The sequence below is a fragment of the Deltaproteobacteria bacterium genome (genome assembly GCA_030690165.1).
GTDB lineage: Bacteria > Desulfobacterota > GWC2-55-46 > UBA9637 > UBA9637 > JACRNJ01.
In genome coordinates this window covers 43,700-66,858 of the sequence record JAUYHF010000004.1, presented here as the reverse complement: position 1 = coordinate 66,858, position 23,159 = coordinate 43,700, and the positions used below count along the sequence as shown (strand labels likewise).

Annotated in this window: 29 protein-coding genes and 1 tRNA gene; 19 read left to right on the top strand and 11 right to left on the bottom strand. The window is 43.1% G+C overall.

Features of this window, described 5'->3' with window-relative positions:
- The 7 genes from Q8P28_00790 to Q8P28_00760 form a co-directional block, all read left to right on the top strand.
- Positions 1–103, top strand: a 103-nt coding sequence (locus Q8P28_00790) for an IS3 family transposase (protein MDP2681332.1), incomplete at its 5' end; no start/stop codon positions are given.
- Between the two features lie 81 nt (positions 104–184).
- On the top strand, positions 185–679 hold the full coding sequence (locus tag Q8P28_00785) for a helix-hairpin-helix domain-containing protein (GenBank protein MDP2681331.1): 495 nt from the start codon (positions 185–187) through the stop codon (positions 677–679).
- 80 nt (positions 680–759) lie between these two features.
- Positions 760–1,239, top strand: coding sequence for a YhcH/YjgK/YiaL family protein (locus Q8P28_00780; protein ID MDP2681330.1), 480 nt, complete (start codon positions 760–762; stop codon positions 1,237–1,239).
- Positions 1,240–1,279: 40 nt separating this feature from the next.
- On the top strand, positions 1,280–2,242 hold the full coding sequence (locus Q8P28_00775) for a GDP-mannose 4,6-dehydratase (GenBank protein ID MDP2681329.1): 963 nt from the start codon (positions 1,280–1,282) through the stop codon (positions 2,240–2,242).
- Positions 2,239–3,255 carry an HD domain-containing protein gene (locus Q8P28_00770; GenBank protein MDP2681328.1) on the top strand — a complete coding sequence of 339 codons (1,017 nt, stop codon included), beginning with the start codon at positions 2,239–2,241 and terminating at the stop codon, positions 3,253–3,255. Before Q8P28_00775 ends, Q8P28_00770 begins: the two co-directional genes overlap by 4 nt.
- Positions 3,252–3,926 (top strand): hypothetical protein, encoded by a 675-nt coding sequence (locus Q8P28_00765; GenBank protein ID MDP2681327.1) that lies wholly within the window; start codon positions 3,252–3,254, stop codon positions 3,924–3,926. The genes Q8P28_00770 and Q8P28_00765 overlap by 4 nt, the downstream gene beginning before the upstream one ends.
- Before the next feature lie 76 nt (positions 3,927–4,002).
- A tRNA-Asn gene (locus Q8P28_00760) sits at positions 4,003–4,077 on the top strand.
- Positions 4,078–4,167: 90 nt separating this feature from the next.
- Here the strand turns inward: Q8P28_00760 and Q8P28_00755 are convergent.
- The 7 genes from Q8P28_00755 to Q8P28_00725 form a co-directional block, all read right to left on the bottom strand.
- Positions 4,168–4,758, bottom strand: coding sequence for a hypothetical protein (locus Q8P28_00755; GenBank protein ID MDP2681326.1), 591 nt, complete (start codon positions 4,756–4,758; stop codon positions 4,168–4,170).
- Between the two features lie 361 nt (positions 4,759–5,119).
- Complete coding sequence (gene ygiD / locus Q8P28_00750) at positions 5,120–5,914, bottom strand: 4,5-DOPA dioxygenase extradiol (GenBank protein MDP2681325.1); 795 nt, start codon at positions 5,912–5,914, stop codon at positions 5,120–5,122.
- A gap of 145 nt (positions 5,915–6,059) precedes the next feature.
- Entirely contained in the window at positions 6,060–7,013 is a 954-nt protein-coding gene (gene sppA / locus Q8P28_00745) for a signal peptide peptidase SppA (GenBank protein ID MDP2681324.1), read from the bottom strand.
- Positions 7,014–7,087: 74 nt separating this feature from the next.
- The gene (gpmI, locus tag Q8P28_00740) at positions 7,088–8,626 is read right to left on the bottom strand and encodes a 2,3-bisphosphoglycerate-independent phosphoglycerate mutase (GenBank protein MDP2681323.1); all 1,539 of its coding nucleotides are present in this window, start codon (positions 8,624–8,626) and stop codon (positions 7,088–7,090) included.
- A complete protein-coding gene (rsfS, locus tag Q8P28_00735; protein MDP2681322.1) occupies positions 8,623–8,964 on the bottom strand; it encodes a ribosome silencing factor in 342 nt (113 codons plus the stop codon). The genes gpmI and rsfS overlap by 4 nt, the downstream gene beginning before the upstream one ends.
- A gap of 16 nt (positions 8,965–8,980) precedes the next feature.
- On the bottom strand, positions 8,981–9,622 hold the full coding sequence (nadD, locus tag Q8P28_00730) for a nicotinate-nucleotide adenylyltransferase (protein MDP2681321.1): 642 nt from the start codon (positions 9,620–9,622) through the stop codon (positions 8,981–8,983).
- Positions 9,623–9,760: 138 nt separating this feature from the next.
- A complete protein-coding gene (locus Q8P28_00725; GenBank protein MDP2681320.1) occupies positions 9,761–10,069 on the bottom strand; it encodes an AraC family ligand binding domain-containing protein in 309 nt (102 codons plus the stop codon).
- Between the two features lie 112 nt (positions 10,070–10,181).
- Here Q8P28_00725 and ftsY point away from each other — a divergent pair, with 112 nt between their 5' ends.
- From ftsY to Q8P28_00665, 12 genes are all read left to right on the top strand, one after another.
- On the top strand, positions 10,182–11,078 hold the full coding sequence (ftsY, locus tag Q8P28_00720) for a signal recognition particle-docking protein FtsY (protein MDP2681319.1): 897 nt from the start codon (positions 10,182–10,184) through the stop codon (positions 11,076–11,078).
- A gap of 16 nt (positions 11,079–11,094) precedes the next feature.
- Positions 11,095–11,625 carry a nitroreductase family protein gene (locus Q8P28_00715; protein ID MDP2681318.1) on the top strand — a complete coding sequence of 177 codons (531 nt, stop codon included), beginning with the start codon at positions 11,095–11,097 and terminating at the stop codon, positions 11,623–11,625.
- The gene (locus Q8P28_00710; protein ID MDP2681317.1) at positions 11,612–11,983 is read left to right on the top strand and encodes a PilZ domain-containing protein; all 372 of its coding nucleotides are present in this window, start codon (positions 11,612–11,614) and stop codon (positions 11,981–11,983) included. The genes Q8P28_00715 and Q8P28_00710 overlap by 14 nt, the downstream gene beginning before the upstream one ends.
- A gap of 102 nt (positions 11,984–12,085) precedes the next feature.
- Positions 12,086–12,937, top strand: coding sequence for a PhoU domain-containing protein (locus Q8P28_00705; GenBank protein ID MDP2681316.1), 852 nt, complete (start codon positions 12,086–12,088; stop codon positions 12,935–12,937).
- A 111-nt stretch (positions 12,938–13,048) separates the two neighbouring features.
- A complete protein-coding gene (locus Q8P28_00700) occupies positions 13,049–13,468 on the top strand; it encodes a ferritin-like domain-containing protein (GenBank protein ID MDP2681315.1) in 420 nt (139 codons plus the stop codon).
- Between the two features lie 14 nt (positions 13,469–13,482).
- Positions 13,483–13,719, top strand: coding sequence for a cytochrome b5 domain-containing protein (locus tag Q8P28_00695; GenBank protein MDP2681314.1), 237 nt, complete (start codon positions 13,483–13,485; stop codon positions 13,717–13,719).
- A 184-nt stretch (positions 13,720–13,903) separates the two neighbouring features.
- Positions 13,904–15,052: an SAM-dependent methyltransferase gene (locus tag Q8P28_00690; GenBank protein ID MDP2681313.1), complete on the top strand. Its 1,149-nt coding sequence runs from the start codon at positions 13,904–13,906 to the stop codon at positions 15,050–15,052.
- A gap of 14 nt (positions 15,053–15,066) precedes the next feature.
- Complete coding sequence (locus tag Q8P28_00685; GenBank protein MDP2681312.1) at positions 15,067–15,270, top strand: hypothetical protein; 204 nt, start codon at positions 15,067–15,069, stop codon at positions 15,268–15,270.
- Positions 15,257–15,520 carry a hypothetical protein gene (locus Q8P28_00680; protein MDP2681311.1) on the top strand — a complete coding sequence of 88 codons (264 nt, stop codon included), beginning with the start codon at positions 15,257–15,259 and terminating at the stop codon, positions 15,518–15,520. The genes Q8P28_00685 and Q8P28_00680 overlap by 14 nt, the downstream gene beginning before the upstream one ends.
- Positions 15,521–15,571: 51 nt before the next feature.
- Positions 15,572–15,736, top strand: coding sequence for a hypothetical protein (locus Q8P28_00675; GenBank protein MDP2681310.1), 165 nt, complete (start codon positions 15,572–15,574; stop codon positions 15,734–15,736).
- 53 nt (positions 15,737–15,789) lie between these two features.
- Entirely contained in the window at positions 15,790–16,317 is a 528-nt protein-coding gene (locus tag Q8P28_00670; GenBank protein ID MDP2681309.1) for a ferritin family protein, read from the top strand.
- A gap of 28 nt (positions 16,318–16,345) precedes the next feature.
- Positions 16,346–17,533: a geranylgeranyl reductase family protein gene (locus tag Q8P28_00665; protein MDP2681308.1), complete on the top strand. Its 1,188-nt coding sequence runs from the start codon at positions 16,346–16,348 to the stop codon at positions 17,531–17,533.
- Between the two features lie 7 nt (positions 17,534–17,540).
- Here the strand turns inward: Q8P28_00665 and Q8P28_00660 are convergent, their stop codons facing one another.
- From Q8P28_00660 to Q8P28_00645, 4 genes are all read right to left on the bottom strand, one after another.
- Entirely contained in the window at positions 17,541–18,911 is a 1,371-nt protein-coding gene (locus Q8P28_00660; GenBank protein MDP2681307.1) for a sigma-54 dependent transcriptional regulator, read from the bottom strand.
- Positions 18,904–20,067, bottom strand: coding sequence for an ATP-binding protein (locus Q8P28_00655; protein ID MDP2681306.1), 1,164 nt, complete (start codon positions 20,065–20,067; stop codon positions 18,904–18,906). Before Q8P28_00655 ends, Q8P28_00660 begins: the two co-directional genes overlap by 8 nt.
- Before the next feature lies 1 nt (position 20,068).
- Positions 20,069–21,283: a type II secretion system F family protein gene (locus tag Q8P28_00650; protein MDP2681305.1), complete on the bottom strand. Its 1,215-nt coding sequence runs from the start codon at positions 21,281–21,283 to the stop codon at positions 20,069–20,071.
- Between the two features lie 81 nt (positions 21,284–21,364).
- Positions 21,365–23,098 carry an ATPase, T2SS/T4P/T4SS family gene (locus Q8P28_00645; protein ID MDP2681304.1) on the bottom strand — a complete coding sequence of 578 codons (1,734 nt, stop codon included), beginning with the start codon at positions 23,096–23,098 and terminating at the stop codon, positions 21,365–21,367.
- Positions 23,099–23,159: the final 61 nt, after the last annotated feature.

The window sequence follows — 23,159 nt, the reverse complement described above, 5'->3', positions numbered from 1 at the left end:
TATTTTTAATTATATTGAAATATTCTATAATCGAAAGAGACGTCACTCAACACTGGGGTATCTTTCTCCAGTATCTTATGAGCTCGAATCTATGGTAGCCTAACCTAACTTAGTGTCCTTAAATTCGGGGGAAGTCCATATACTTGCCAAACCTTTTACTGTTCATACAGCCTTTGCAAGCGCTTTGGGAAGGTCAGCAAAAGGCCGCATATATGGATTCATCATTACATCTGATGGAAATGATTTGGCGAGTCTACTTGTTAAAAATGGTTTTGCCCGTACTCACGGTATAGGGAGGGAAACGCCCAACGGCATAACACATAATGAAATGGTCGAAAGACTTCGTGATTTAGAGACTTCAGCCATGATAAAACGCATTGGCATTTGGTCGGAGAGTGATCCTGATCAAATTACTGAACTTCGTGCCAAACAACGTAGTGAAGAGCAGGAATTGCAGGAACTACAGAACCAGGTAAAAAAAGCCAAATCCCCGCAAGGCTTACTTGACCTAAACACCGCCACCGAAAAAGAACTTCAGTCTATCAAGAGAATAGGCCCTGTTCTTGCTGCAAGAATTATCGCTGGACGTCCTTATAAAAGCGTAGATGATTTGCAAAAAGTAAAAGGAATTGGCCAAAAAAAACTTGAAAAAATTCGCCCTTATTTTGTAGTTAGGTAAATAATAGAGGAACAGCCATTAGACTAACAAGGGCGTTGCAGCCGACCTCTGCTACGCAGCGGCGGCTTAGCTGGGTCGTTATGCCACACACCATGATTGTTACGGACATTAACCACATGGAGCATCAGGTTTCAAAGACTGCTTTTTTCAAAAAGGCGATTGAGTTTTTGCGGAGGCCGGATATTCACAACATGGCTGACGGAAGGGTGGATATAGATGGGCAGGATGTGTTTGCCCTTGTCCAGCGGTATGAAACGATAAAGACGGATATCCCAAGATTTGAATATCATAGAAAGTATATTGACATCCAGTATATCGTTTCCGGCAAAGAGGTTATTGGCTGGGCTCCGGTTGAGCGAATGACTATTACAGAAGCATATGATATGGAAAAGGATATATGTTTTGGCACAGTGCCAAAGGAAGAAATAACACCTGTCTATCTGCAGGCAGGACAACTGGCGGCGCTCTATCCTGAAGACGGCCATGCCCCCAAATTGGCGGCTGGCAAGCCATCCCGTGTTGTCAAGGTTGTTGTCAAAGTTGCCGCAAAAAAAATCTAAAACTTGACCCAATTCCTTTTAATATGCTATCTTGCCCTCCATGCACAAGCACATCTTAGTTACCGGCGCTGCTGGATTTATAGGCTCAAATCTTACAGACAGGCTTTTAGAGAAAAACGAAAGGGTCATTGCCATTGATGATTTTAATGATTTCTATGACCCGAATATAAAAGAGGCAAATCTTAAACAAGCCGCTGTCAGCCCGAATTTCAAACTCTACAGAGGAGATATAAGGGATAAGGCTTTAATAAATAAAATCTTTAAAGAGAATTCCATTGATGTTATATGCCATATTGCAGCAAGGGCTGGCGTCCGGCCATCCTTGCAAGACCCTGTATTATATGAAGATGTGAACTGTCTTGGAACCTTAAATCTTTTGGAGGCAGCCAAACAACATCCGGTAAAGAATTTTGTCTTTGCATCGTCGTCTTCTGTTTACGGTATAAACAGTAAAGTGCCATTCTCAGAAGATGACCCGATATCTCAGCCCATCTCGCCGTATGCGGCAACAAAGAGGGCAAGTGAACTAATGGCCTTTGCCTATTCACATCTCTATAAAATTCCTGTAACAGCCTTAAGATTTTTTACAGTATATGGAGAGCGGGGCAGGCCTGATATGGCTATTGCAAAATTTACCCGCCTTATATGGGAAGATAAAGAGATTATTGTCAACGGCGATGGAACTGCAAAAAGGGACTTTACCTGTATATCAGATATATTGCAGGGAATTCTGGCATCTATATATAAGCCCTTTCCATACGAGATAATAAATCTTGGAGAGTCGAGGGTTGTTGATGTAAATTATCTCATCTCTTTGATAGAGAAAATCCTTGTGAAAAAGGCAAAGATTAAATATCTTCCTCCTGCGCCCGGCGATGTGTCTGTAACATACGCAGACATCAGCAAGGCAAAGAGGCTTTTGGGTTATGAGCCAAAGGTGCAGATTGAGGAAGGCATAAAACAATATGTAAAATGGTTTTTAAGTTTAGGAGTCATATCATGAAAAAGATTTTTCTAAAAGACGTAAAAGAAAAGGATAAGTTTGAGGACATATTTCTTGTTGCAAAAAAAGAGATGGGTATGAGTAAAACCGGCAAGCCCTATCTTAATATAAAGTTTATGGACAGGACAGGAGATATGGAGGCAAGAATATGGGATGATGCTGAAGACCTCTCAAAAAAGTTTGAAAGAAATGATTTTGTGAAGGTAAAGGGTTCGGCGATTGCCTATCAGGGCAGGCTTCAGCTAAATATATCAGATATTGCAAAGGCAGATGAAGACACGGTGACGGTAAGAGATTTTTTGCCTGCATCCGGGAGAGAACCGGATGAGATGATGGCAGAACTTAAATCTATAGTAACCGGAATTAAGAATAATTCTATTAAAAAGTTATTAACCGCTTTCTTAGAAGATGAAGAAATTATAAATCTCCTTAAGCTTGCGCCTGCTGCAAAATCAATGCACCACGCATATCTCGGCGGTCTTCTTGAGCATATACTTTCTTTGTGTGGACTTATTGAGGGTGTAACAAAGCATTATCAGAATATAAATAAAGACCTTCTACTTGCAGGCGCTATTCTTCATGACATAGGCAAGATACATGAGCTCAGGTTCGAAAGGGCATGCGACTATTCGGATGAAGGTAGGCTTCTCGGCCATATAACTATCGGCATAGGCATAATAGATAAAAAACTTGAGGGTATATCTGATTTTCCGGAAGAAACGGCCTTACTTTTGAAACACATGCTCTTAAGCCACCACGGCTATCTTGAGTTTGGCTCGCCCAAAAGACCAAAGACAATAGAGGCTATCATACTCTATTATCTGGACGATATGGATTCCAAGGTTCAGTCCATGCAGGCATTGATTGAAAAAGAAAAGGAGATGCCCTCCAACTGGACAAGCTATCATAAACTGTATGAGCGGTATATCTATAAAGGGAAATACCATGAGCAAGAGGAGAAGCAAGTTGCAGGCGAAAACTCTGAGAATGAATTAGAGCTTTTTAAAAAATGAGAAACAACGGCTGGCTTAACATCTCCATAAGCACTGCGCTTTCCTGGCTTATGAAATTTATAATGATAGGCATGCTCCCCTATGTGATTTATAAAGGGAGCTATCTCTTTGGATTTGCAACAGCCATTGCAATAATCCTATCGCTTCTGCCGAGCATTGTTGAAAGAAATTACCGCATAACCCTTCCGTTCGAATTAGACCTCTTAATAACCCTCATGATATTTTTGAATACATTCTTCGGTGACTTGTTAAAATTCTATGACAGGCTCTGGGTATGGGACAAGATATTGCATATCTACGGCACAGCGGTTATTTCCATGCTTGCATTCATGATTGTCTATACGCTCCACTACACAAAAAAACTCAGGTTGACGCTGCCGTTTGTCGGATTATTTACAATCATATTTGCAATGGCAGTCGGCGGGTTTTGGGAAATAGGGGAATTTGCCGTTGATAAGATATTTGCTAAAGACACGCAAAACGGCCTTGACAATACGATGTGGGATCTTATAAACGACCTTATTGGAGGGACATTTGTTGCAGGCATGGGCATAGTCTACATCAAATATTCAAAACCGCACGAGAGAAAAAGATTTACAAAACCTCTTGGGGAGGTATTTGGAATAAAGAGGAGAATAGACCGTATTAAAATTCATCTTGCCCATAAATAAAAAAATTAACTTGTAAAATGGCTTGATTTTCCCTTATGGAAATATTAGTATATTGTGGTTTGAATTGTTTGCGTATTCCCAGGTAGCTCAGGGGCAGAGCAGGTGGCTGTTAACCACCGGGTCGGGGGTTCAAATCCCTCCCTGGGAGCCAGAAAAATCGAAGCCCCATTGAAACCTCAATGGGGCTTTTAACATTCTCAAATTAGGCCAAAAGCCCAACTATTAACGCCCTCATATTCCTTTATTTCATCTTATTCGGGTCTTGATAAATCATCAAATGAGAGTATGCAGTACCATCGTACATAACATAAGTACCGAGCTTACTCGGTAGTGACGGCAGGCCGCTGGCCTTTGAATCAAAAGGTCCCATCACCATCCAATGAGGCGGTTCCTTAACTCTTTTTGCGCCAGGTTCACTCTTTGTTGTTGGGGTAATCTTTCCGTCCTTTTCCCAGTGCCATCCCCCGCGGGCCATATAGGCAATACCGGACACCGTATTGGTTGGTTTTGCCGCACCAAACATAGCATCGCTCAGCCACTGCCAGCCAGCCGGATCTACGCATATCGGATCAGGCGTCTCCTGACCTTCAATCTCAGGAATGCAGGTAAAACCATTAGTCCCTTTCTTTGCCTCCACCAGCTTACCATCCACTCCAAAAATCATGATGGTTGCATCTTTCGAGATATTTGTAGGTGCGGCACTCTGCGCAATTTTTATCTGCTCCTCCTTGGATTTTGTTTTTATGCCTTTCTCTTTACCCTCCGCCATTGACACCGATGAAAGACCAGCCAATACGATTACTGCAAATAATATGCTTAAAATATTTTTCATAGCTCTCCTCCTTTCATATTAGATTACTTACTTATCAGAACTAAATAATTTTGTACGACTTTTTAGCAAACCTGCGTTCACCCCCTTTCTCTATTTTCTTCAAGATATTTAACATACTACTCAAATCTCACAAATTCCTTCAGGCTAATCGCGTAAGACAGGGCAAATAAAGGCAAACAAAAGAAATAAAAGTAAAAGTGACGGTTGTTCATGCTCACTAATTAGAACCGCCCCCTTTTCTACCTATTCTACCTCCCAAACCCTGATGCACTACCCGGCCTCCTCAATGGCTTCGATGCATTTTCGTGCTATTTTCTAACACGCCTGCATTTGGTGAATGCGCCATTGCGATACTCCGCCTTCATCCTATCTGAAAACATCTCATGGATATTGAGGCATGTTGAAACCCTTCAAAAATGAATTTGAAAGCATCTCCTTTTTCCTGTAAGGCAATCGCGTATATCATGGGTAAATAATGGTCAAGCGTAGGAACCGCTAAGGAAGCGCCCCTGCCCATGGTTTTATAATCTATCAAATCTTTATGATTTCCGCTGAGCAGGTTTGATTTCACCTCTTCATCAAACTCAACAGCCCAATCATATGGCTTTGCACCCATAGCCTTGAAATTAATCAGGCCAAGGTTGTGCACTATGTTGCCGCTGCCGATAATCAGAACGCCCCTTTTTCTTAACTCCACAAGCTCTGAGGCCAGATCATAATGATACTGGATTGGTTTAGGACGCCATTCATTGAAAGAATAATCCAAACTCATTTCAAATACGGGAATGTCTGCTTTTGGATAAATATGTTTTAAAATCGCCCATGCGGCGTGGTCCAATCCCCAATCGTTGTTACACGTTACTGGCGCTTTCTTAATCAATTTGGTGACAAATTTGGCGTCACTGGGTGAACCAGGGCTCGGATAATCCATTTGATACAGCTCATCAGGAAATCCATAAAAATCATAGATTGTCCTCGGTTTTGTCATGCATCCAACATGCGTAGCGCCGCTTGTCAACCAGTGCGCTGAAATAACCATTACCGCGGTTGGTCTTGGCAGGCTTTTCCCTAATTCAGCAAGGCTGTGGGTAAAATCATTTTTTAACATGACGTTCATAGGCGAACCGTGTCCTATGAACAATACAGGCATTTTCATGGCATTATGTCTACCTCCATTATCTGGCGCGGATGAGCAATTAAATTGTTTGGAATTCTGAAGATTGGTTTCTTCTCTACTGCAGGAAGCAAAATTTTAAAACCCCTGACAGTAGATAGCAGATTGCTGTAAGCCGATGTGCCTCTTACTGCATCCAGAGGTACATAAATCTCATGCCAGGAAGCCCCATAAAACCACCTGCGTCTATATTTAAAAGGTTAACGGTATTGGGCATATTTTGTGCAGCATAGATATTGCTTTTATAAGAACTGGGCATTGCGTAGGTAATTATCGTAGCATCTTTGATGCCTGCCATGCCTTTTGAAATCTCTATGGCATCGTCAAGATAACCTATATGGTCAATGAGTTTTATTTTAAGGGCCTGCTCAGCAGTATAGACCCTGCCGTCTGCAATCCTTTTAAGCTCTTCTCTTGCAATTTCCTTTCTCCCCTCTGAAACCACATCAAGAAACCTTTTGTATAAGCTGTCTATAATCCCCTGCAGAATCTCTCTTTCCTCAGATGTTATCGGCCTTAATGGAGAGCCTATATCCTTTTTATCCCCTGACTTTATGGTTTCATTGGATATGCCTATCTTTTCAAGAAGGCCGCTGGCATTGATATTGTAAGCTACTACACCGATGCTGCCTGTAATATTTGTCGGATGCGCCACTATCCTGTCAGAGGCTGCCGCAATATAATATCCGCCTGATGCAGCTATATCCATAAACTCAGACACAATAATCTTTCCGGTTTTTTTCTTAAAGTTTTTAAGCTCGTGATTTATTATGTCGCAGGTAGTTACAGCGCCGCCGGGTGTGTTTATCCTCAAAACCACAGCCTTGACACTATTATCCTCCGATGCCTTATCAAGTTCTTCTCTTATCCTCGCAGTCAGACGCGGCGTTGTCTTAAACCCCATAAAATTCTCTTCTTCCTTATCCAGAATAATCCCGGATATATCTATGATAAGGATCTTGTCGGCCCCTTTGCCGCCTACTACATGCTCAGTCAGGGGGCCTGGTCCGGGGATATTTACACTTACGCAGCCTTCAATGTAAAAACTGATTAAAAGAATGGTTAATAATAGCCTTTTCAAATGTTTCTCCAGATGTTGTTTATAGTGATTTTCTTATGTTTATAGTATTTCTTAACGTAAATTGCAATGGAATTCTATCTGCAATTTACCAGTGATTTTCCTGTCATATCTTTAGGTTTTTCAATGCCCATTAAATCAAGTATGGTAGGGGCTACATCGGACAGGCCGCCTTTTCTTAAGCGTACATTTTTCCTCTCATTGTCTATCAATACAAACGGTACAGGGTTTGTTGTGTGGGCTGTATAGGCATCATTCGTGTCGTAGTCTATCATCTGCTCAATATTTCCGTGATCCGCGGTAATTAGCGTAATCCATCCTTTTTCTCCGGCAGCAGTTACGACCTTTGCAAGGCACCCATCCAGAACCTCGCACGCCTTGACAGCGGCGTCCATAATCCCTGTATGCCCCACCATATCGCCGTTGGCATAGTTCACAAGAATAAATTTATAGTCTCCGTTTTTTATCCTCTTTTCCAGTTCATCTGTAACCAGATATGCGCTCATTTCAGGTTTCTTGTCGTAGGTCGGGACATCCCTCGGCGAGGGTATGAGTACCCTTTCTTCCATGAGAAAGGGTTTTTCTACCCCGCCGTTAAAGAAAAAGGTTATATGGGCATATTTTTCTGTCTCTGCTATCCTTAGCTGTTTTATATTATTTTTGCTCAAAAGCTCGCCGAGGATGTTTTTTAAACTCTGCTGGGGAAATGCAACAGGGATGTTAAATGTTGCGTCGTATTCTGTAAGGCATACATAGGCGGATAAATTTAACTTATTCTCCCTGTTAAATCCTTTAAATCCTTCCTGCGTAAACGCCCTTGTCAGCTCCCTTGCCCTGTCTGCCCTGAAATTAAAAAAGATTATCCCGTCTCCATCTTTTATTACAGCCACAGGCTTATTATTGCTCATTATGACAGCAGGCATCACAAATTCATCGGTCTCGCCCTTCTCATAGGCTGAAAGAACCGCCTCAACAGGATTTGCCGATAGCCTTCCTTCGCCGAGTGCCAATGCCTTGTATGCCTTTTCTACACGCTCCCATCGATTGTCCCTGTCCATTGCATAGTAGCGGCCGGAGATTGTGGCTATCCTGCCAATGCCTGTCTTATCAAGATGCGCCTGCAATTGCTCAATATAGCCCTTGCCGCTGGTCGGCGATGTATCTCTTCCATCCAGAAACGCATGGATAAAAACCTTCTTTAAACCATTTTGTTTGGCCATATCCAATAATGTAAAGAGGTGATTTATATGGCTGTGAACGCCGCCGTCCGACACAAGCCCCATAAGGTGGAGCGCGCTGTTTTTCTTTTTTATTGCAGACATGGATTCCAACAGGGTTTTGTTTTTGAAGAATGCCCCGGTCTCTATCTCTTTATCTATTCTGGTAAGCTCCTGATAAACAATCCTTCCCGCGCCCATAGTAAGATGTCCCACCTCAGAATTCCCCATCTGGCCTTTCGGCAGTCCCACTGACAGGCCTGATGTTTCCAATTCCGTATGAGGATATTCCTTAAAGATTTTACTTATGAATGGAGTTTTTGCAAGGAGCTGGGCATTCCCTTTTTTTTGCGGGTTTATACCCCAGCCGTCGAGGACAATAAGTATGACAGGTCTCACTCTATCTCAACTCTCGGAGCCTCTGGCCAGAGGCCTTCAAGGTTATAAAACTCTCTTACCGGCTCAAGAAAGATGTGCGCAATCACATCGCCATAATCTATCAAAGCCCAGTGCCCTTCACGGACACCTTCTATGCTTAAAGGCCTTACCTTTTTTTTCTTAAGCCCTTCTTCCACTGAATTGGTAATGGCCTGTACCTGTCTGTCCGATGCGGCGCTGCATATCAACAGATAATCTGCAATGGATGACAGTTTGCCTATATTCAGAATGACAACCCCTTCTGCCTTTTTATCCATGGCAAGCTCGGCTGCCTTTAATACCTTTTCTCTCGAATCCAGTTTTTTTAACCCTCCTTTAGCGATATAATCCGTTCTTTGTTATATAATCCTCTACCTCTTTTGGCAGTATATACCGTGTTGAATTCCCCTCTTTTATCATCTTTCTTATCCTTGATGCTGATATGCCAAAGAGTGTAGTTTCCATATATGCAACAAATCTCCCGTAGGCATTCGCATAAACATCATGTTCAGCATCATACCAAAACTTTTTTGCCAGTTCAACAGGGAGAACCTCCGCAATCTTTTTTACAGGATAACCGGGACGCGGTATGACAACGAAGTTTGTAAGCTTGAAGAGTTCTTCATATTCACACCATGTAGTTATTTCATTAAATGAATCTGTGCCGACAATAAAACTAAAGTCTGTTCCAGTATATTTGTCATGGAGCTCCCTTAATGTTACAACAGAATAAGACCGCTCTTTCCTTTTTATCTCAATATCAGAGGCCTCAAAAAATGGATTGCCCTTTACTGCGAGCTGAACCATCTCAAGTCTGTGTTCCGGGGATATAAGAGAGCCGTTGTCTTTATGAGGCGGAATGAATGTGGGGATAAAAATGACCTTATCTAAATTAAAGGGCTCTCTGACCTCTTCGGCAATCCTTAAGTGCCCAAAGTGAATCGGGTTAAATGTCCCGCCCATAATAGCTATTCGCATAGTTTTAGTATACTATCCGACAAAGAGGATAATTTCAAGCTTTTCCTGTGTGAGTCAAACCCTTCCAGCAATTATAGATTATAAAACTGCTGCAACAGCCTCTATTACTGCAAAGGTCAAAAGGCCTGTTTTAAATTACTACGGTCTTGGGGCAATGGTAGCCAGAAACACAAGCCTTGTCTTTGCAACATAGCCGTGGGATTCGCCTGGTTCCCATATTATGACGGAGCCGGGTACGCCGGCGATTTCTTCTCCATCGGTCAGAAATATCCCCTCGCCCTCCATGACTGTCATAATAACCCTTGAACTGCTGCGGCATTTTTTAACACCCTGACCCGGCTCTGAACAAAACAGCGCCAGCCGCGCCTCGTCAGCGTCAAAGATTAGAAAAGAATTCTTTGAGTCAGGGGTGAACTCTATCATTTCCTTTGTATCCAGTTTTTTCATTATTGTTGCTCCTTTTTTTAAAACCTTTATAAAAATTTATCATATATTGAGGAATTTGATATGATTTTAATCATATTGCAACTGTCTTACATTCTGTGTTATCTAAACATACATGAGAAACCTTTTAGAACGTCTCAGAACAGGCCTTTTAAAAACCCACAACAGTATTGCCAGCAAAATAGACGGGCTTTTTTCTTCAGGAGCTTCACGGAAGGAATTGGCGGAAATGCTGGAGGAAACCCTTATAACTGCTGATGTCGGCGTAAAGACATCCGGATTTATTGTGGATGATATGAGGAATAAGCTTAAGGGTTATGATGCAGACGGGCTTAAGGTTTATTTAAGAGAGGTTATTTTCAATATATTGAAAGACTGCCAGCGTCCTCTGGAAATTACAGCAAAGCCATTCGTAATCATGATCCTTGGCGTAAATGGCGTTGGAAAGACAACAACAATCGGGAAGCTTGCGGCAAGGTTTACGTCAGATGGTAAAAAGGTTCTTCTTGCGGCAGGCGACACCTTCAGGGCTGCGGCAATAGAACAGTTAGAGGTATGGGCAAAAAGGGCAGGCTGCGATATTATCAAACAGGAGCAGGGAGGCGATCCGGCTGCGGTTGCCTTTGATGCTGTAAGGGCCGGTCTGGCAAGAAAGGTAGATATTGTGATTTTAGACACAGCAGGAAGGCTGCACACAAAGGTAAACTTAATGGAAGAGTTGAAAAAGGTTAAAAGGATCTTGTCCAGAGAAATTCCCGGCGGCCCGCATGAGGCGCTTTTGGTATTGGATGCGTCCACCGGTCAGAATGCCTTGGCTCAGGCGCGGATATTCAACGAGGCAGTCGGTCTTACCGGCATAGCCCTTACCAAACTGGATGGAACAGCCAAAGGCGGCATAATAGTGGCTATTGCAAATGAATTAAAGATACCTATCCGATTTATAGGTGTCGGGGAAGATGTGGAAGATTTAAGGGAATTTGATGCAAGGGAGTTTGTTGAGGCGATGATTTGAGTTGGAGGCTTACCCCATGGATGAAAAGCTTAAAACCTTTTATGATTTGTTTGAGCGAAGAAAAAGCATCAGGGAATTTGCGGACAGGGAAATAGAAAAAGACAAGCTTGAGCGTCTTCTTGAGGCGCTCAGAAGGGCGCAGAGCGCGGCCAATTGCCAGCCGTGGCATTTTATAATAATTGAAAAAGCGGATAGAAAAAAATTAGATAATGTGTTCATAAAAGAAGGGTTTAAAGCCGCGCCGCTTATTATTGCCGCATGTGCAGAGCCCTCAAAGGCATGGGTCAGAAAGGCGGACGGCAAAAACTATGCGTGGGTTGATGTAACCATTGCACTAACTGAGATGATAGCTGTTGCAACGGCAGAGGGGCTTGGAACTTGCTGGATTGCGGCAATTGACCCATTAAGGGTTAAAGATATTCTCGACATACCTTCTCATATAGAGGTAGTTGCGCTAATAGCAATCGGTTATCCAAAAGTCCCTCTTGTAAAAGAAGAGAAGAACAGGAAGACATTGGAGAGTATTATTCACTATGGTAAATGGTGACAAAAAAGACAAACAGGACTATGTGCTTCTGCGTCCCGACAGGAGAAAAAACTTAAGAAACCCCCTCCTTGTCCTCAAGGTCAAGGTGGAGTCGGACAGCAAAAGTTTTTTCGGCTACGCAAAGGTTATAGGCAGGGGCGGGATGTTCATTACATCTGTTAATCCCAAAAATATTGGAGAAGGGTTTTTTATAGAGTTTACCCTCCCTGACAAAACTGTGGCAAGATGCAAGTGCTGTGTTATGTGGCGCAGAGAATTTGTCCCAAGGTCTCAGCATGAGCCAGGCATGGGTATAAAATTTCTGGATTTATCTGAAGATATAAGAAACAAGATCGATGAGTGGGTAAAGAAGGGCTAAAATTGCAAATTGAAGATTGCAAAATGCAGAATGCAAAATTAAAAAATACAATCTACAATTTTCATTTTGCACTTTGCAATTTTCAATGGAGCGAAGCGACGGATGTCTGAATTAAGAAAAGACCTCATAACAAGGGAATGGGTTATAATGTCCCCTGAAAGGGCCAGAAGGCCCTCGGATTTTCAGCATGAACATGAAGCCCAGGCTGTAATTACAAAAAACCATTCTGTATGCCCATTCTGTCCCGGTAATGAATCAATGACCCCCCCAGAGATAATTGCATTCAGGAAAAAAGGGGCTAAAGCCAACTCGTCCGGCTGGTGGGTAAGGGTCATGCCCAATCGTTTTCCGGCGCTCAGGATGGCGGACATCGTGCAGGATATGCTGAAGCAGAGCATAGAGGTTTTTAAAAGCAATAATACGGCGCTCCAGGAAAAAATAGAGGAAAGAGACGACGATGTGGATATACTTGACAGGGAGATAAAGCTTTACCTTACAAAACTGTCTCAGGAGGGTTTGACTGAAGAGCAGGCGCGACGTGAGATGGAGATAATCACATTTACAAACAATCTTGAAAATATCGGCGATGTGATAGATAAAAATCTTATGGAGCTTGCAAAGAAAAAGATAAAAAATCAACTCTCCTTTTCCCGTGATGGATTAAAGGAGATCCTGGAATTTCATCAAAAGGTTATGGAAAATTTTGAGCTCGGCGTATCGGCGTTTACAAGCGGGGATGTTGAGCTTGCCCATCAATTATTAAGGCATAAAACAAGACTTGGCGAGATAGAAAGGGATTTAAGGCAGGCGCATATAAACCGCCTTCATCTCGGCTTAAAAGAATCTATAGATACAAGCGCCATTCATCTGGATGTCCTGACAAATCTTAAGCGCATAAATTCGTATATTGCAAATATAGCCTATCCCATATTGGAAAGGGAAAAGAAAGGATAGGATTTATCCCAAAACCCTAAATCTGATTTCGGGTTATCGTTTTTAGTTGCAAAAATAAGAGTTGTATGTTAAAACCAAACCCGATATTAAAAATAAAAGGAGGATTTGAACATGAGCAAAAAGATTATAGATGCGTTAAATCTGGACAGGGCATTTGAGTTGGCCGCTATTGTCCAGTATATGGGGCATCACTATGAGGCAGAGGGGCTTGAAAGTCCGGCAGTGATTGATATATTCAAGAAAACCTCCATTGATGAAATGAAACATGCTGAGATGCTGGCAGAGAAGATTGTATATCTTGGAGGCGTTCCGGTGCAGAAGCCTACTGAGGTGATAAGGGGCGGAGAGCTTAAAAAGATGATAAAGGATGACCTTGCCGCGGAAAACGGCGCTATAAAGCGGTATAAGGAACATATCAAGCTGTGTGAAAAAGAGGGCGATCCGGCAACAAGGCTTATGCTGGAACAGATACTCTCTGACGAAGAAGACCATGCCGACACATGGGAGACAACCCTGGGGATACGAAAGTAAAGGGTTAGCCTGAAATGGAAAAAAAGTTCTCCAGAAAAGATATAGAAAAGTTTGACGGCAAAGAGGGAAGGCCTGCCTATATAGCGTATAACGGTATTGTGTACGATGTAACTGATAACCTATACTGGATAGATGGCAATCATTTTGAATCCCACTCGGCCAGTGTTGATTTAACTTCTGAGATTGACAATGCCCCCCACGGAGAAGAGGTATTTGAGGGTGTTGTTAAGGTCGGCATACTGGAAGACTGAGATAAACTGGCAAGTTGTCTGCCATACTTCGTTATCGGACAATTTTTGCTCCTCACCGTATCGGTGAACATACGGCTTGTCGCAAAAATTGTCCGCTGCCTCGTCTGGCAGACAACTTGCCAGTTTACCAAAAAAATAAATGTGTTTGGGTATTTTTCCTTCTTTGTTGTATTTGGAGCAAACAGTGTCTGATAACTTCTCTGGTCATCCTGAGCTCATTTCTGAAATAAAAAGACGGATACAGGAAAAAGAAAAGATAACCTTTGCCGAATTTATGGATACTGCCCTTTACTGGTCTGACAAGGGATATTATACCTCCGGCCGCGCAAGATGGGGAAAAGAAGGCGATTATCTTACGAATGTTGACATAAGCCCTGTATTCGGCAGGCTGATTGCAATACAGCTTAAAGAGATGTGGGAGATAATGGGTTCTCCCATGCTGTTTACAATCGTTGAGGCCGGCGCTGGAGGTGGAGGGCTTTCATTTCAGATAAGCAGAACAATCAAGGAGTTGTTCAAGGAATTTTACAGCGCTGTTGAGTTTAAGCTTGTTGATATAAATCCTGCCCTGATAAAAGACCTGATAGAAAAAGACCGGAGAGAAGAGTTTTCATGCCATTCTGCCATTGAAGAGATAGAGCCAGGTATCACAGGCTGTATTATCTCCAATGAGCTTATTGACGCATTCCCTATCCATCGCGTTATTGAGGCAGACGGTTTAAAGGAAATCTATGTCTATGTGGAGGACAGCGGGTTTACAGAAACAGTCGGAGATCTGTCAGACCCTGCAATCAGCGCATACCTTGAAAGGCTTGGGATAAGGCTTCTGCATGGGCAGACCGCAGAGGTAAATCTAAGGGCAATGAACTGGATTAAAAAAGCTGGCGCATTGATTGATAAGGGATTTGTTGTTACAATTGACTACGGTCTTCCCGCAAAAGAACTCTTTCATCCAGATAGGGGCGGGGGCATCCAATGTTATTACAGACACACAATGAGCGATAACCCTTATCAGAGGGTCGGCTATCAGGATATAACATCAAAGGTTGATTTTACAAGCCTCGCATTAGCAGGCAGAGAGGCCGGTTTGGAGGTTACCGGATTCACGACACAGTTTTATTTCCTTACGGGGATCGGGGTGTGGAACGAATTGAAAGAAGTAGCGGAAATCGGCATCAATGATATAGATACATTGAAATGGAATCAAGGGATTAAGGAACTGGCGCTTCCGGGAGGCATGGGGGACGATTTCAAGGTTCTCATCCAGCATAAAGGCGTAGAAAATCCGGCGCTTAAATGCCTAAGTTTCAAGGATTTGAAATATACGCTGTAAGGGCAGGAGGGATTATGGCAGAGGAGACAGGTCTTGCAGACGCTGAATGGTCTGTTGATGATTGGACAAATGAATGGACAATACATGTAGGCAGAGCATACCACTGCGCTGTATGCGGGGCTATGGTTATGGTTACTAAGGGCGGCATCGGCGTGATGGAGCCGAAGTGCTGCAACAGAGATATGGCTTTAGTTGCGAAAACAGATGAAATCAGGTAATAATCTCGGGGTAATATCCTTGGGCCGGGTTTACAGATGCCCTGTATGCGGCGCTGAACTCTCTGTTATAAGGGGCGGCAGAGGCAGCCTGCTGCCGGTCTGCTGTAATACAGAGATGGTTCAGCTTAAGACTATAAACCATGTGTATGTATGTTCCGTGTGTGGCAGCGAGCTTATGGTAATTAAAGGCGGGGAAAATTTACAGCCAATCTGCTGCAATAAAAAGATGAGGCTATACACAGCATCATAAGTAGATACGCATACAGTCTGTATAAAAACTTAATTACAGAGGTGAGAAAATATGGAAGAAAAAAAAGAGAAAGAGAAAAAACATGTCTGTAGTATCTGCGGCAAGCCTTCCGAGGCTACCATATGCCATCCGTGTGAGGAGAAGATAAGGGGAGAGGCGCTCGAACGGAAAAAGGAGATAGATAAGGCAGGCAGAACCGATACCGGAAGACGATAGCCTTAAGGCTGCGGCTGCCGGTAATTTGCAGCTTTCATAGAAAAGGAGGACATATGAAGGAAAAGGCTGTAGAGAATCTTAAAATAGCAGTCCGCACAGAAATTAAAGGCTATAACTTCTATATTACTGCCTCTAATACCCTGAAGGATGAACATGGCAAAACTGTCTTCCGCCATCTTGCCAAGGAAGAGCTTGAACATATAAACGTATTAACAGCGATAGGCAAGTCATTAGAAATCGGCGGCAACTGGCTTGCATATAAGGATGCTGTTGCGTTGGATTTTGGCAAAAGCAGCGCCCCTATATTTATGGAAGAGAATGAACTTACAAAAAGATTAAAAGAGAATCCAACCGAATTAAATGCCGTAACAATTGCTATGGGGGCAGAAGAAAAAGCTGTGGATTTTTATTCAGGACTTCTTAAGGCCGCACGCGAACCTGATGAAAAGACTGTCCTCGGAAAGATCCTTGATATGGAAAAAAACCACCTCAAACTTTTAAGATGGGAAAGAGAGTCTGTTATCCATACCGGCTTCTGGGCTGATTTCATAGAATTTAATTTAGAAAAGGAATTGGAATAAACAGACCCAACACAAAACTAAATTCAAGATGCTATACGATGTCATCGTAGCCGGCCTTGGTCCAGGCGGCGCAACCTGCGCATATGAGCTTGCCCTGAATGGGTTGAATGTCCTCGCCTTTGACAAAGAAAAATTTCCAAGGTACAAGCCATGCGGTGGATGCCTGTCATTAAAGGTTGAGAAGGTTCTGCCATTTGACTTCAAATCCGTTGCAGAGGATATCACCTACGGCGTTATTTTTACCTACAGATCAAAAAGACACATCCCTGTCATATCCCAGAGACCAATCGGCTATAATGTAAACAGAGATAGATTTGACAACCTTTTAAAGGAAAAGGCAAAAGAGGCCGGCGCTGCTGTCAGGGAAGGAGAAAGGGTAACAGGCATTGAAGAATGCGGCGATTACGTAAATGTTAAAACCTCCGGGGGAATATATAGGGCAAGGATTTTGATAGGCGCTGATGGAGCCAATAGTATTGTCAGCAGGGATGTGTTGGGGCTTAGCCCAAAGATGTGCGCTGTGGCCATTGAGGCTGAGGTCCCTTTTGAAGAGGAAAGACTGGCAGAACTAAGAGGAAGGCTTTTTATAGATTTCGGCTGTATACCTCATGGATACGGATGGATTTTTCCTAAAGGCAAGAATCTCTCAGTAGGTATTGCCGGCCTCTCTCATAAGGTAAAAGGTAGGGTAAAAGAATATTTTGGCGATTTTGTTAAAAGAGAAAAGAGTCTTTCCGGCCTGAATATAAATGACATGCACGGATGGACAATACCATTTTTTCATGATACAAAACAGAAGATAGCAAAAGGAAGGGTTTTAGCAGTCGGCGATGCAGCCCATCTGGTTGACCCGTTTTTAGGCGAGGGCATATACTATGCTATAAGAAGCGCCCAGATTGCCGCAAAGGTCGTATCAGAAAAGATAAGGGATGATAAAATTGATTTAAGCCGGTATGAGGAAGTAATGGCAGCAGAACTGTACCCGGAACTATCGGCAGCTGCTAATCTGGGGAATATTGTCTATGCTTATCCAGTGTTGTGGTATGAAATATTGGAATCCGAACCATTGCTTATGGAAAAATATTATAATGTTATAAGAGGGGAAGAAAGGTATGAAGATTTTTATGCAGAGATAGTATCCAGGATTGAGGCAATGCCGTGGAGACTCGTTGTCAGATGGCTGAAAGGAATTTTCGGGTTAGAAAGCAGGGGTTAGGGGTATGTCAGGTCTCTTTCAGCAGTCCATATTTTTTCATTTTATTATAAAGGCTCTTTCTGCTTATATTTAAAATTATTGCCGTCTCTCCCTTTTTCCACCTTGTTTTGACGAGGGCGTCTTTTATCATCTCTTTTTCAGCCACTTCTGTTATGCGTCCTGTCTTTGACCGTAAGGACATCTCCATATCTTCAACCCCGGCTTCTTTACTCAACATCCTCACCGCAACATCAGCAGCTATGGTCTCTCCTTCTGCCAGCACCATGCCGCGCTGGATTACATTCTCAAGTTCTCTTATATTGCCGGACCAGTTATAATCCATAAAAAGCGCCATAGCCCCGGAAGACAGACCTTTTATATTCTTATTAAACGATATGTTGTATTTATCTATAAAGTGGCTTGCAAGCAGTGGAATATCTTCTCTCCTCTCCCGCAGCGGCGGAAGGTTAATGGAAACTACATTTAAACGATAATAAAGGTCTTCCCTGAATCTGCCGTCTTTAACCTCCTTTGCCAAATCCTTATTTGTGGCTGCTATAAGGCGAAAATCCACAGTAATCTGCATTGTCCCGCCAATCCTTGTGAATGTCTTTTCCTGTGTTATTCTTAAAAGCTTTGTCTGGGTAGACGGAGACAGGTCGCCTACCTCGTCCAGGAAAAGCGTTCCTCTGTCAGCAATTTCTATCCTGCCTGCCTTTTGCCTGTGCGCGCCTGTGAACGCCCCCTTTTCATAGCCGAACAACTCCGCCTCCAGCAAGGTGTCAGGTATTGCAATACAGCCTACCTCTACAAAAGGCCCATGCTTTCTTGCGCCCATATAATGAAGGGTTTTTGCAACCAATTCTTTTCCTGTTCCGCTCTCGCCTGTTATAAGAACATTTATGTCCACATCCTTAACTTTTTCCATAAGATTAAAAACCTCTTTTATCTTACGGCTCGTTCCAATAATCCCTTCAAAGCTGTATTTCTCTTCAAGGCTTGAATGAAGCTCCTTAACCTCCATTTTTAATTTCCATCTCTCAACAGCCCTTTTAATGACAACACGTAACTCCTTTATATCAAAAGGCTTTGTAAAGTAGTCGTATATCCCCCTATTAAGGAGTTCCATCGGAATATCCTTGAGACCGTGGGCTGTAATGAGTATGGCTATTACATCGGGGTTTATATGCTTCATCCTTTCAAATGTTTCAATGCCGCTTATGCCCGGCATTTTTATATCAAGTATAGCAATTGGGAAGGCCTCTTTTTTATATATCTCCAGCGCCTCTTCGCCTGACGGGGCTGTTGCAAAGGAATAGCCTTCCTTTTTCATAGCCTCGGCCAGAAAAAATCTCATGCTGGATTCATCGTCTACAATGAGTATGTTGGGGTTAAGCACGATGAAAACCCTCCCCCTGCCCCCTCCCGTCAAGGGATGGGGATGTGAGCGGAAGCTCTACAATGAAAGTTGTCTCTTCTTCATTGCTTTCAACCCTTATATCTCCGCCGTGGGATGATATAATATGTTTTGCAACAGCAAGGCCGAGCCCGGTTCCCCTGCCTTTCGTAGTATAAAAAGGCTCAAATATTTGCTCCCTGCCTTGTGCAGGGATAAAGGAACCCTTGTTGGTTATCTTAACAAACACCGTATCTCCATATTTTGCAACAGTAATTGCAACTGCTCCCCCTGAATCTTGCCCTTTATTTTCAAGGGTTGACTGTAGGGCATTTATCATGAGATTTAAAAACGCCCTTTCCAATCTATCGCTATCCATCCATATCTCTACCGGCGCTTTATCAGAGTCTTTTAATATTTCAACTTTTTTATCTATTGCATGGAGCGCCTTAGCCGCAACCTTGTCTAAAAGCTGCCTTATATCGCAGTATCTGTAGTCCTCTTTAGAAGGTTTTGCAAGATAAAGAAGATTATCTGCCACCTTGTTCAGGCGGTCTATTTCCTCAAGCATTACAGATATGTATTTTATTGCATCGCTGTCCATGCCCGCCTTCTCAGCCATAAGCTGGGTCAGCCCCTTTATGGATGCAAGCGGATTTTTTATTTCATGGGCGATTATGGCTGATATTCCGCCAAGCACAGCCAATCTTTCTAATCTTTCCAAGCCATGAACCGCTTCATCGGATGCGCTGTCCTTTGCCGTTAAGAGACGTTGTTTTATGGTTGAAATAGCGGTATTAAAGGTTTTGCTTAAAGAGACAAACTCATTTGTGATGTCTAAGTTTAATTCCTCTATGTTTCCCGCGGCAATCTTTTTTAATGTATCCTCCAGCCTCTTAAGCGGCCTGTTTAAGGCAAATGCAATTAAAAGACCTGTAATAACAGCAATTGCAGCGCCTCCGAGGGTTGCCACCTTTACATACCAGCGCAGATATTCAATATCCTGCCTATGAGATGACAGGATAGTGCCTGCCGGCAGAAGCCTGTCCATTGCCTCAATTATTGTAAGACCGAGTCCTATTGCAAAAGAGGCAAAAAATACAGGCATGAAAAAATACAGACTCAGCCTGACATTTTTCTTTGACAGCCATTTTTCCATTTCATCTCTTCACAATACTTACTATGTCCCACATAGGAAGGAATATGGCAAGCGCCAGAAATAAAACCATGCCGAATATAACGGTGAGGAGGATGGGCTCAAGGCTTGTGGTCAGGTTTTTTACAGTATAATCAACCTCCTGATCATAATACTGGGCAACCTTTTCCAGCATCTCATCAAGAGCGCCTGTCTCCTCGCCAACCCGAACCATCTGTACAACCATCGGGGGGAAAAGACGGCTTTGCTCCATTAACTCAGACAAGCTCTTTCCAGACCTTATGTCTATCTCTATATCCTTTACTGCCCTGGATATAAGCCTGTTATCAGTCACCCTTGACACTATATCAAGGGACTGGAGTATTGGCAGCCCGCTTTTATAAAGCGAGCCAAACACCCTTGCAAATCTGGACATGGTAGCCTTCTGTGAAAAAGGGCCGAAGATTGGTATGTTAAGCTTCCATTTATCCCAATTGTAATGGCCTGCATCGGTCTTTGTATACCATTTGAAGATTACAATGGGGAGAATAGCGGCAATGGCTGCCAGATACCAATATGATGAAAAGAAATTTGACATTGCAATCAGAATCCTTGTGGGAAGCGGCAGAGGCACATTGAAATTTGAATATAGCCTTGCAAACTTTGGAACAACAAATGTCATAAGTATAATTACGGCTATCAAAATAGCCGCGACAACTATTTTGGGATAAAGCGTTGCGGACTTAACCTTTGAATTTATCTCCTGTATCCTTTCCTTCATGGCGGCCAATCTATCGAGGATACTGTCCAGTATACCGCCAGCCTCGCCGGCCTCTACCATGCTGTAATATGTTTCATCAAAGATATGCGGATGTTTTTTTAAGGCCTGCGCGAATGTAGCCCCGCCTTCAACATCCTCTCTGACGGTTTTTATGATATTTGTTAATTTCTTATTGCTGAGTTGGGTTTCCAGAGTGAACAGCGCTCTTGTTAAAGGAATGCCGGCAGTGAATAATGTAGCCAACTGCCGGCTGAAGAGAATGGTGTCCTGCGGGGTTATAGTCTGAAAGAGAAGGTTTATGTCAGGGAGTTCAATGGATTTTTTTGCAGGCTTGACAGATAGGGGTATAAGCCCCATCCTGTCGATATTGGTTTCAGCCGCAGTCCTGGTTGCAGCCTCCATCCTGCCTGTAACCAATACCCCTGTCCTGTTTCTTGCCCTGTATGAAAAGAATGGCATAGTCCTCCAAAGAGTCAGAGAGTCAAAGAGTCAGAGTAAAACCTCGCTTCTTTAAATCTTTGACCCTTTGACTCTTTGACCCTATTCTATCTCCTGCGTTGCCTGCAAAACCTCTTCTATTGTTGTGTATCCGTTTAAAACAGCCCTTATGCCCTCATGCCGCAGCGTCTTGAAACCGTGTTTTATTGATGCCTCTAATATTTTGCCGGCGTCGCTTTTCTCTAATATCAATTTTCTGATGTCTTCATTTATCAATAGAGTCTCAAAAATTCCAAGACGGCCTTTGAGCCCGCTCCCTTTGCATGCAGCGCACCCCTGACCTTTGTAAAATGATGGAATCTTCTCTGCAGCAGGGATGCCCAGTTCTTTAAGCATATTCGGTGAAGGCTGATAAGAAACCTTGCATTTTTGGCATATCCCCCTTATCAACCTCTGTCCGACAAGACAGGTGATAGCAGAAGATATAAGGAACGGCTCTATGCCCATATCAATGAGGCGGGTTATTGTCCCTACCGCATTATTGGTATGTATGGTTGATATGACGAGATGCCCTGTGAGCGCCGCATGTATGGCAATCTCTGCGGTTTCCCTGTCCCTTATTTCTCCTATCATTACAATATCAGGATCCTGTCTCAGGATATGGCGCAGGGCATTTGCAAAAGTTATGCCGACCTTGGTGTTTACCTGAACCTGATTTATTATTTTCAGTTTATACTCCACCGGATCCTCCACAGTCACAATGTTTTTGTCTATGGAGTTTATCATGGAGAGGATAGTATAGGCGGTTGTTGTCTTGCCGCTTCCTGTAGGACCTGTAAGGAGTATCATGCCAAACGGCTTTTTAACCATCTTTTTTAATATCTCTAATGTGTCAGGGAAAGGGGTCAATTCCTCAAGTTTTAAGAGAAGCGAGGTTTTGTCCAATAGCCGCATAACAGCCTTTTCCCCAAATATGATGGGAAGCGTAGAAAGACGTATATCAATATCGCTGTTGCCGACCTTGATATTAAACCTTCCGTCCTGGGGAAGCCTTTTTTCAGCAATATCCAATCCGCCAAGTATCTTTACCCTGGACAAAACAGCAGGATGCAGTTTAAGAGGAAGATTGCTCATCTCATGCAGAACACCGTCCACCCTCATCCTCACTCTTAAAATGTCCTCATCCCGGCCTCCAGCCTCAGTTCGTAATCCGCTTGGCTCTATATGTATATCGCTTGCCCTTTCTGCTACGGCCTGAGATATTATAAGGTTTACAAGCTGGATAACAGATGCCTTGCCGGCAATCCTTTCAAGCTTCTCCGGCATATCCTCCTCGCCCTTGAGAAGTTCTATCTCTGCGCCTTCAATGTGCCCCGCTATCTCTTCTATAGAGCCTGCCGCTCCGTAATACTGGTCAATGGCCCTTTGAATATCACGTTCTGTTGCCACAGAAGGCAATATCTGACAACCGCTGACCTTCTTAAGGTCATCCGTGGCGAATACATCCAGGGGGTCAAACATTGCCACCCTGATGGCATTTCCCTCTTTTGTAAACGGGATAACCTTGTATCTTCTGGCCAGGGCCTCTGGTATAAGTTTAATAATCTGAGGCTCTATAATTACCCCGCTTAATGATACATACGGGATATTAAATTGATGGGCAAGCGCATGGGCAATGCCTTCCTCAGTTACAACGCCTATATTGACTAATGTCCTGCCGAGCCTGGCGCCTGTCCTTTTGCTTACATTTAAGGCATCTTCAAGCTGTGCGTTTGTAATGAGACCAGCGTCAACCAGAATCTCGCCTATTTTTTTAACCTTCTTTATTACGGCCATAAGGCTCCTTCTTTCTTCTTTACCTGTCTTAAGTTATACTTCTTGCCAATTTTTGTCAAAT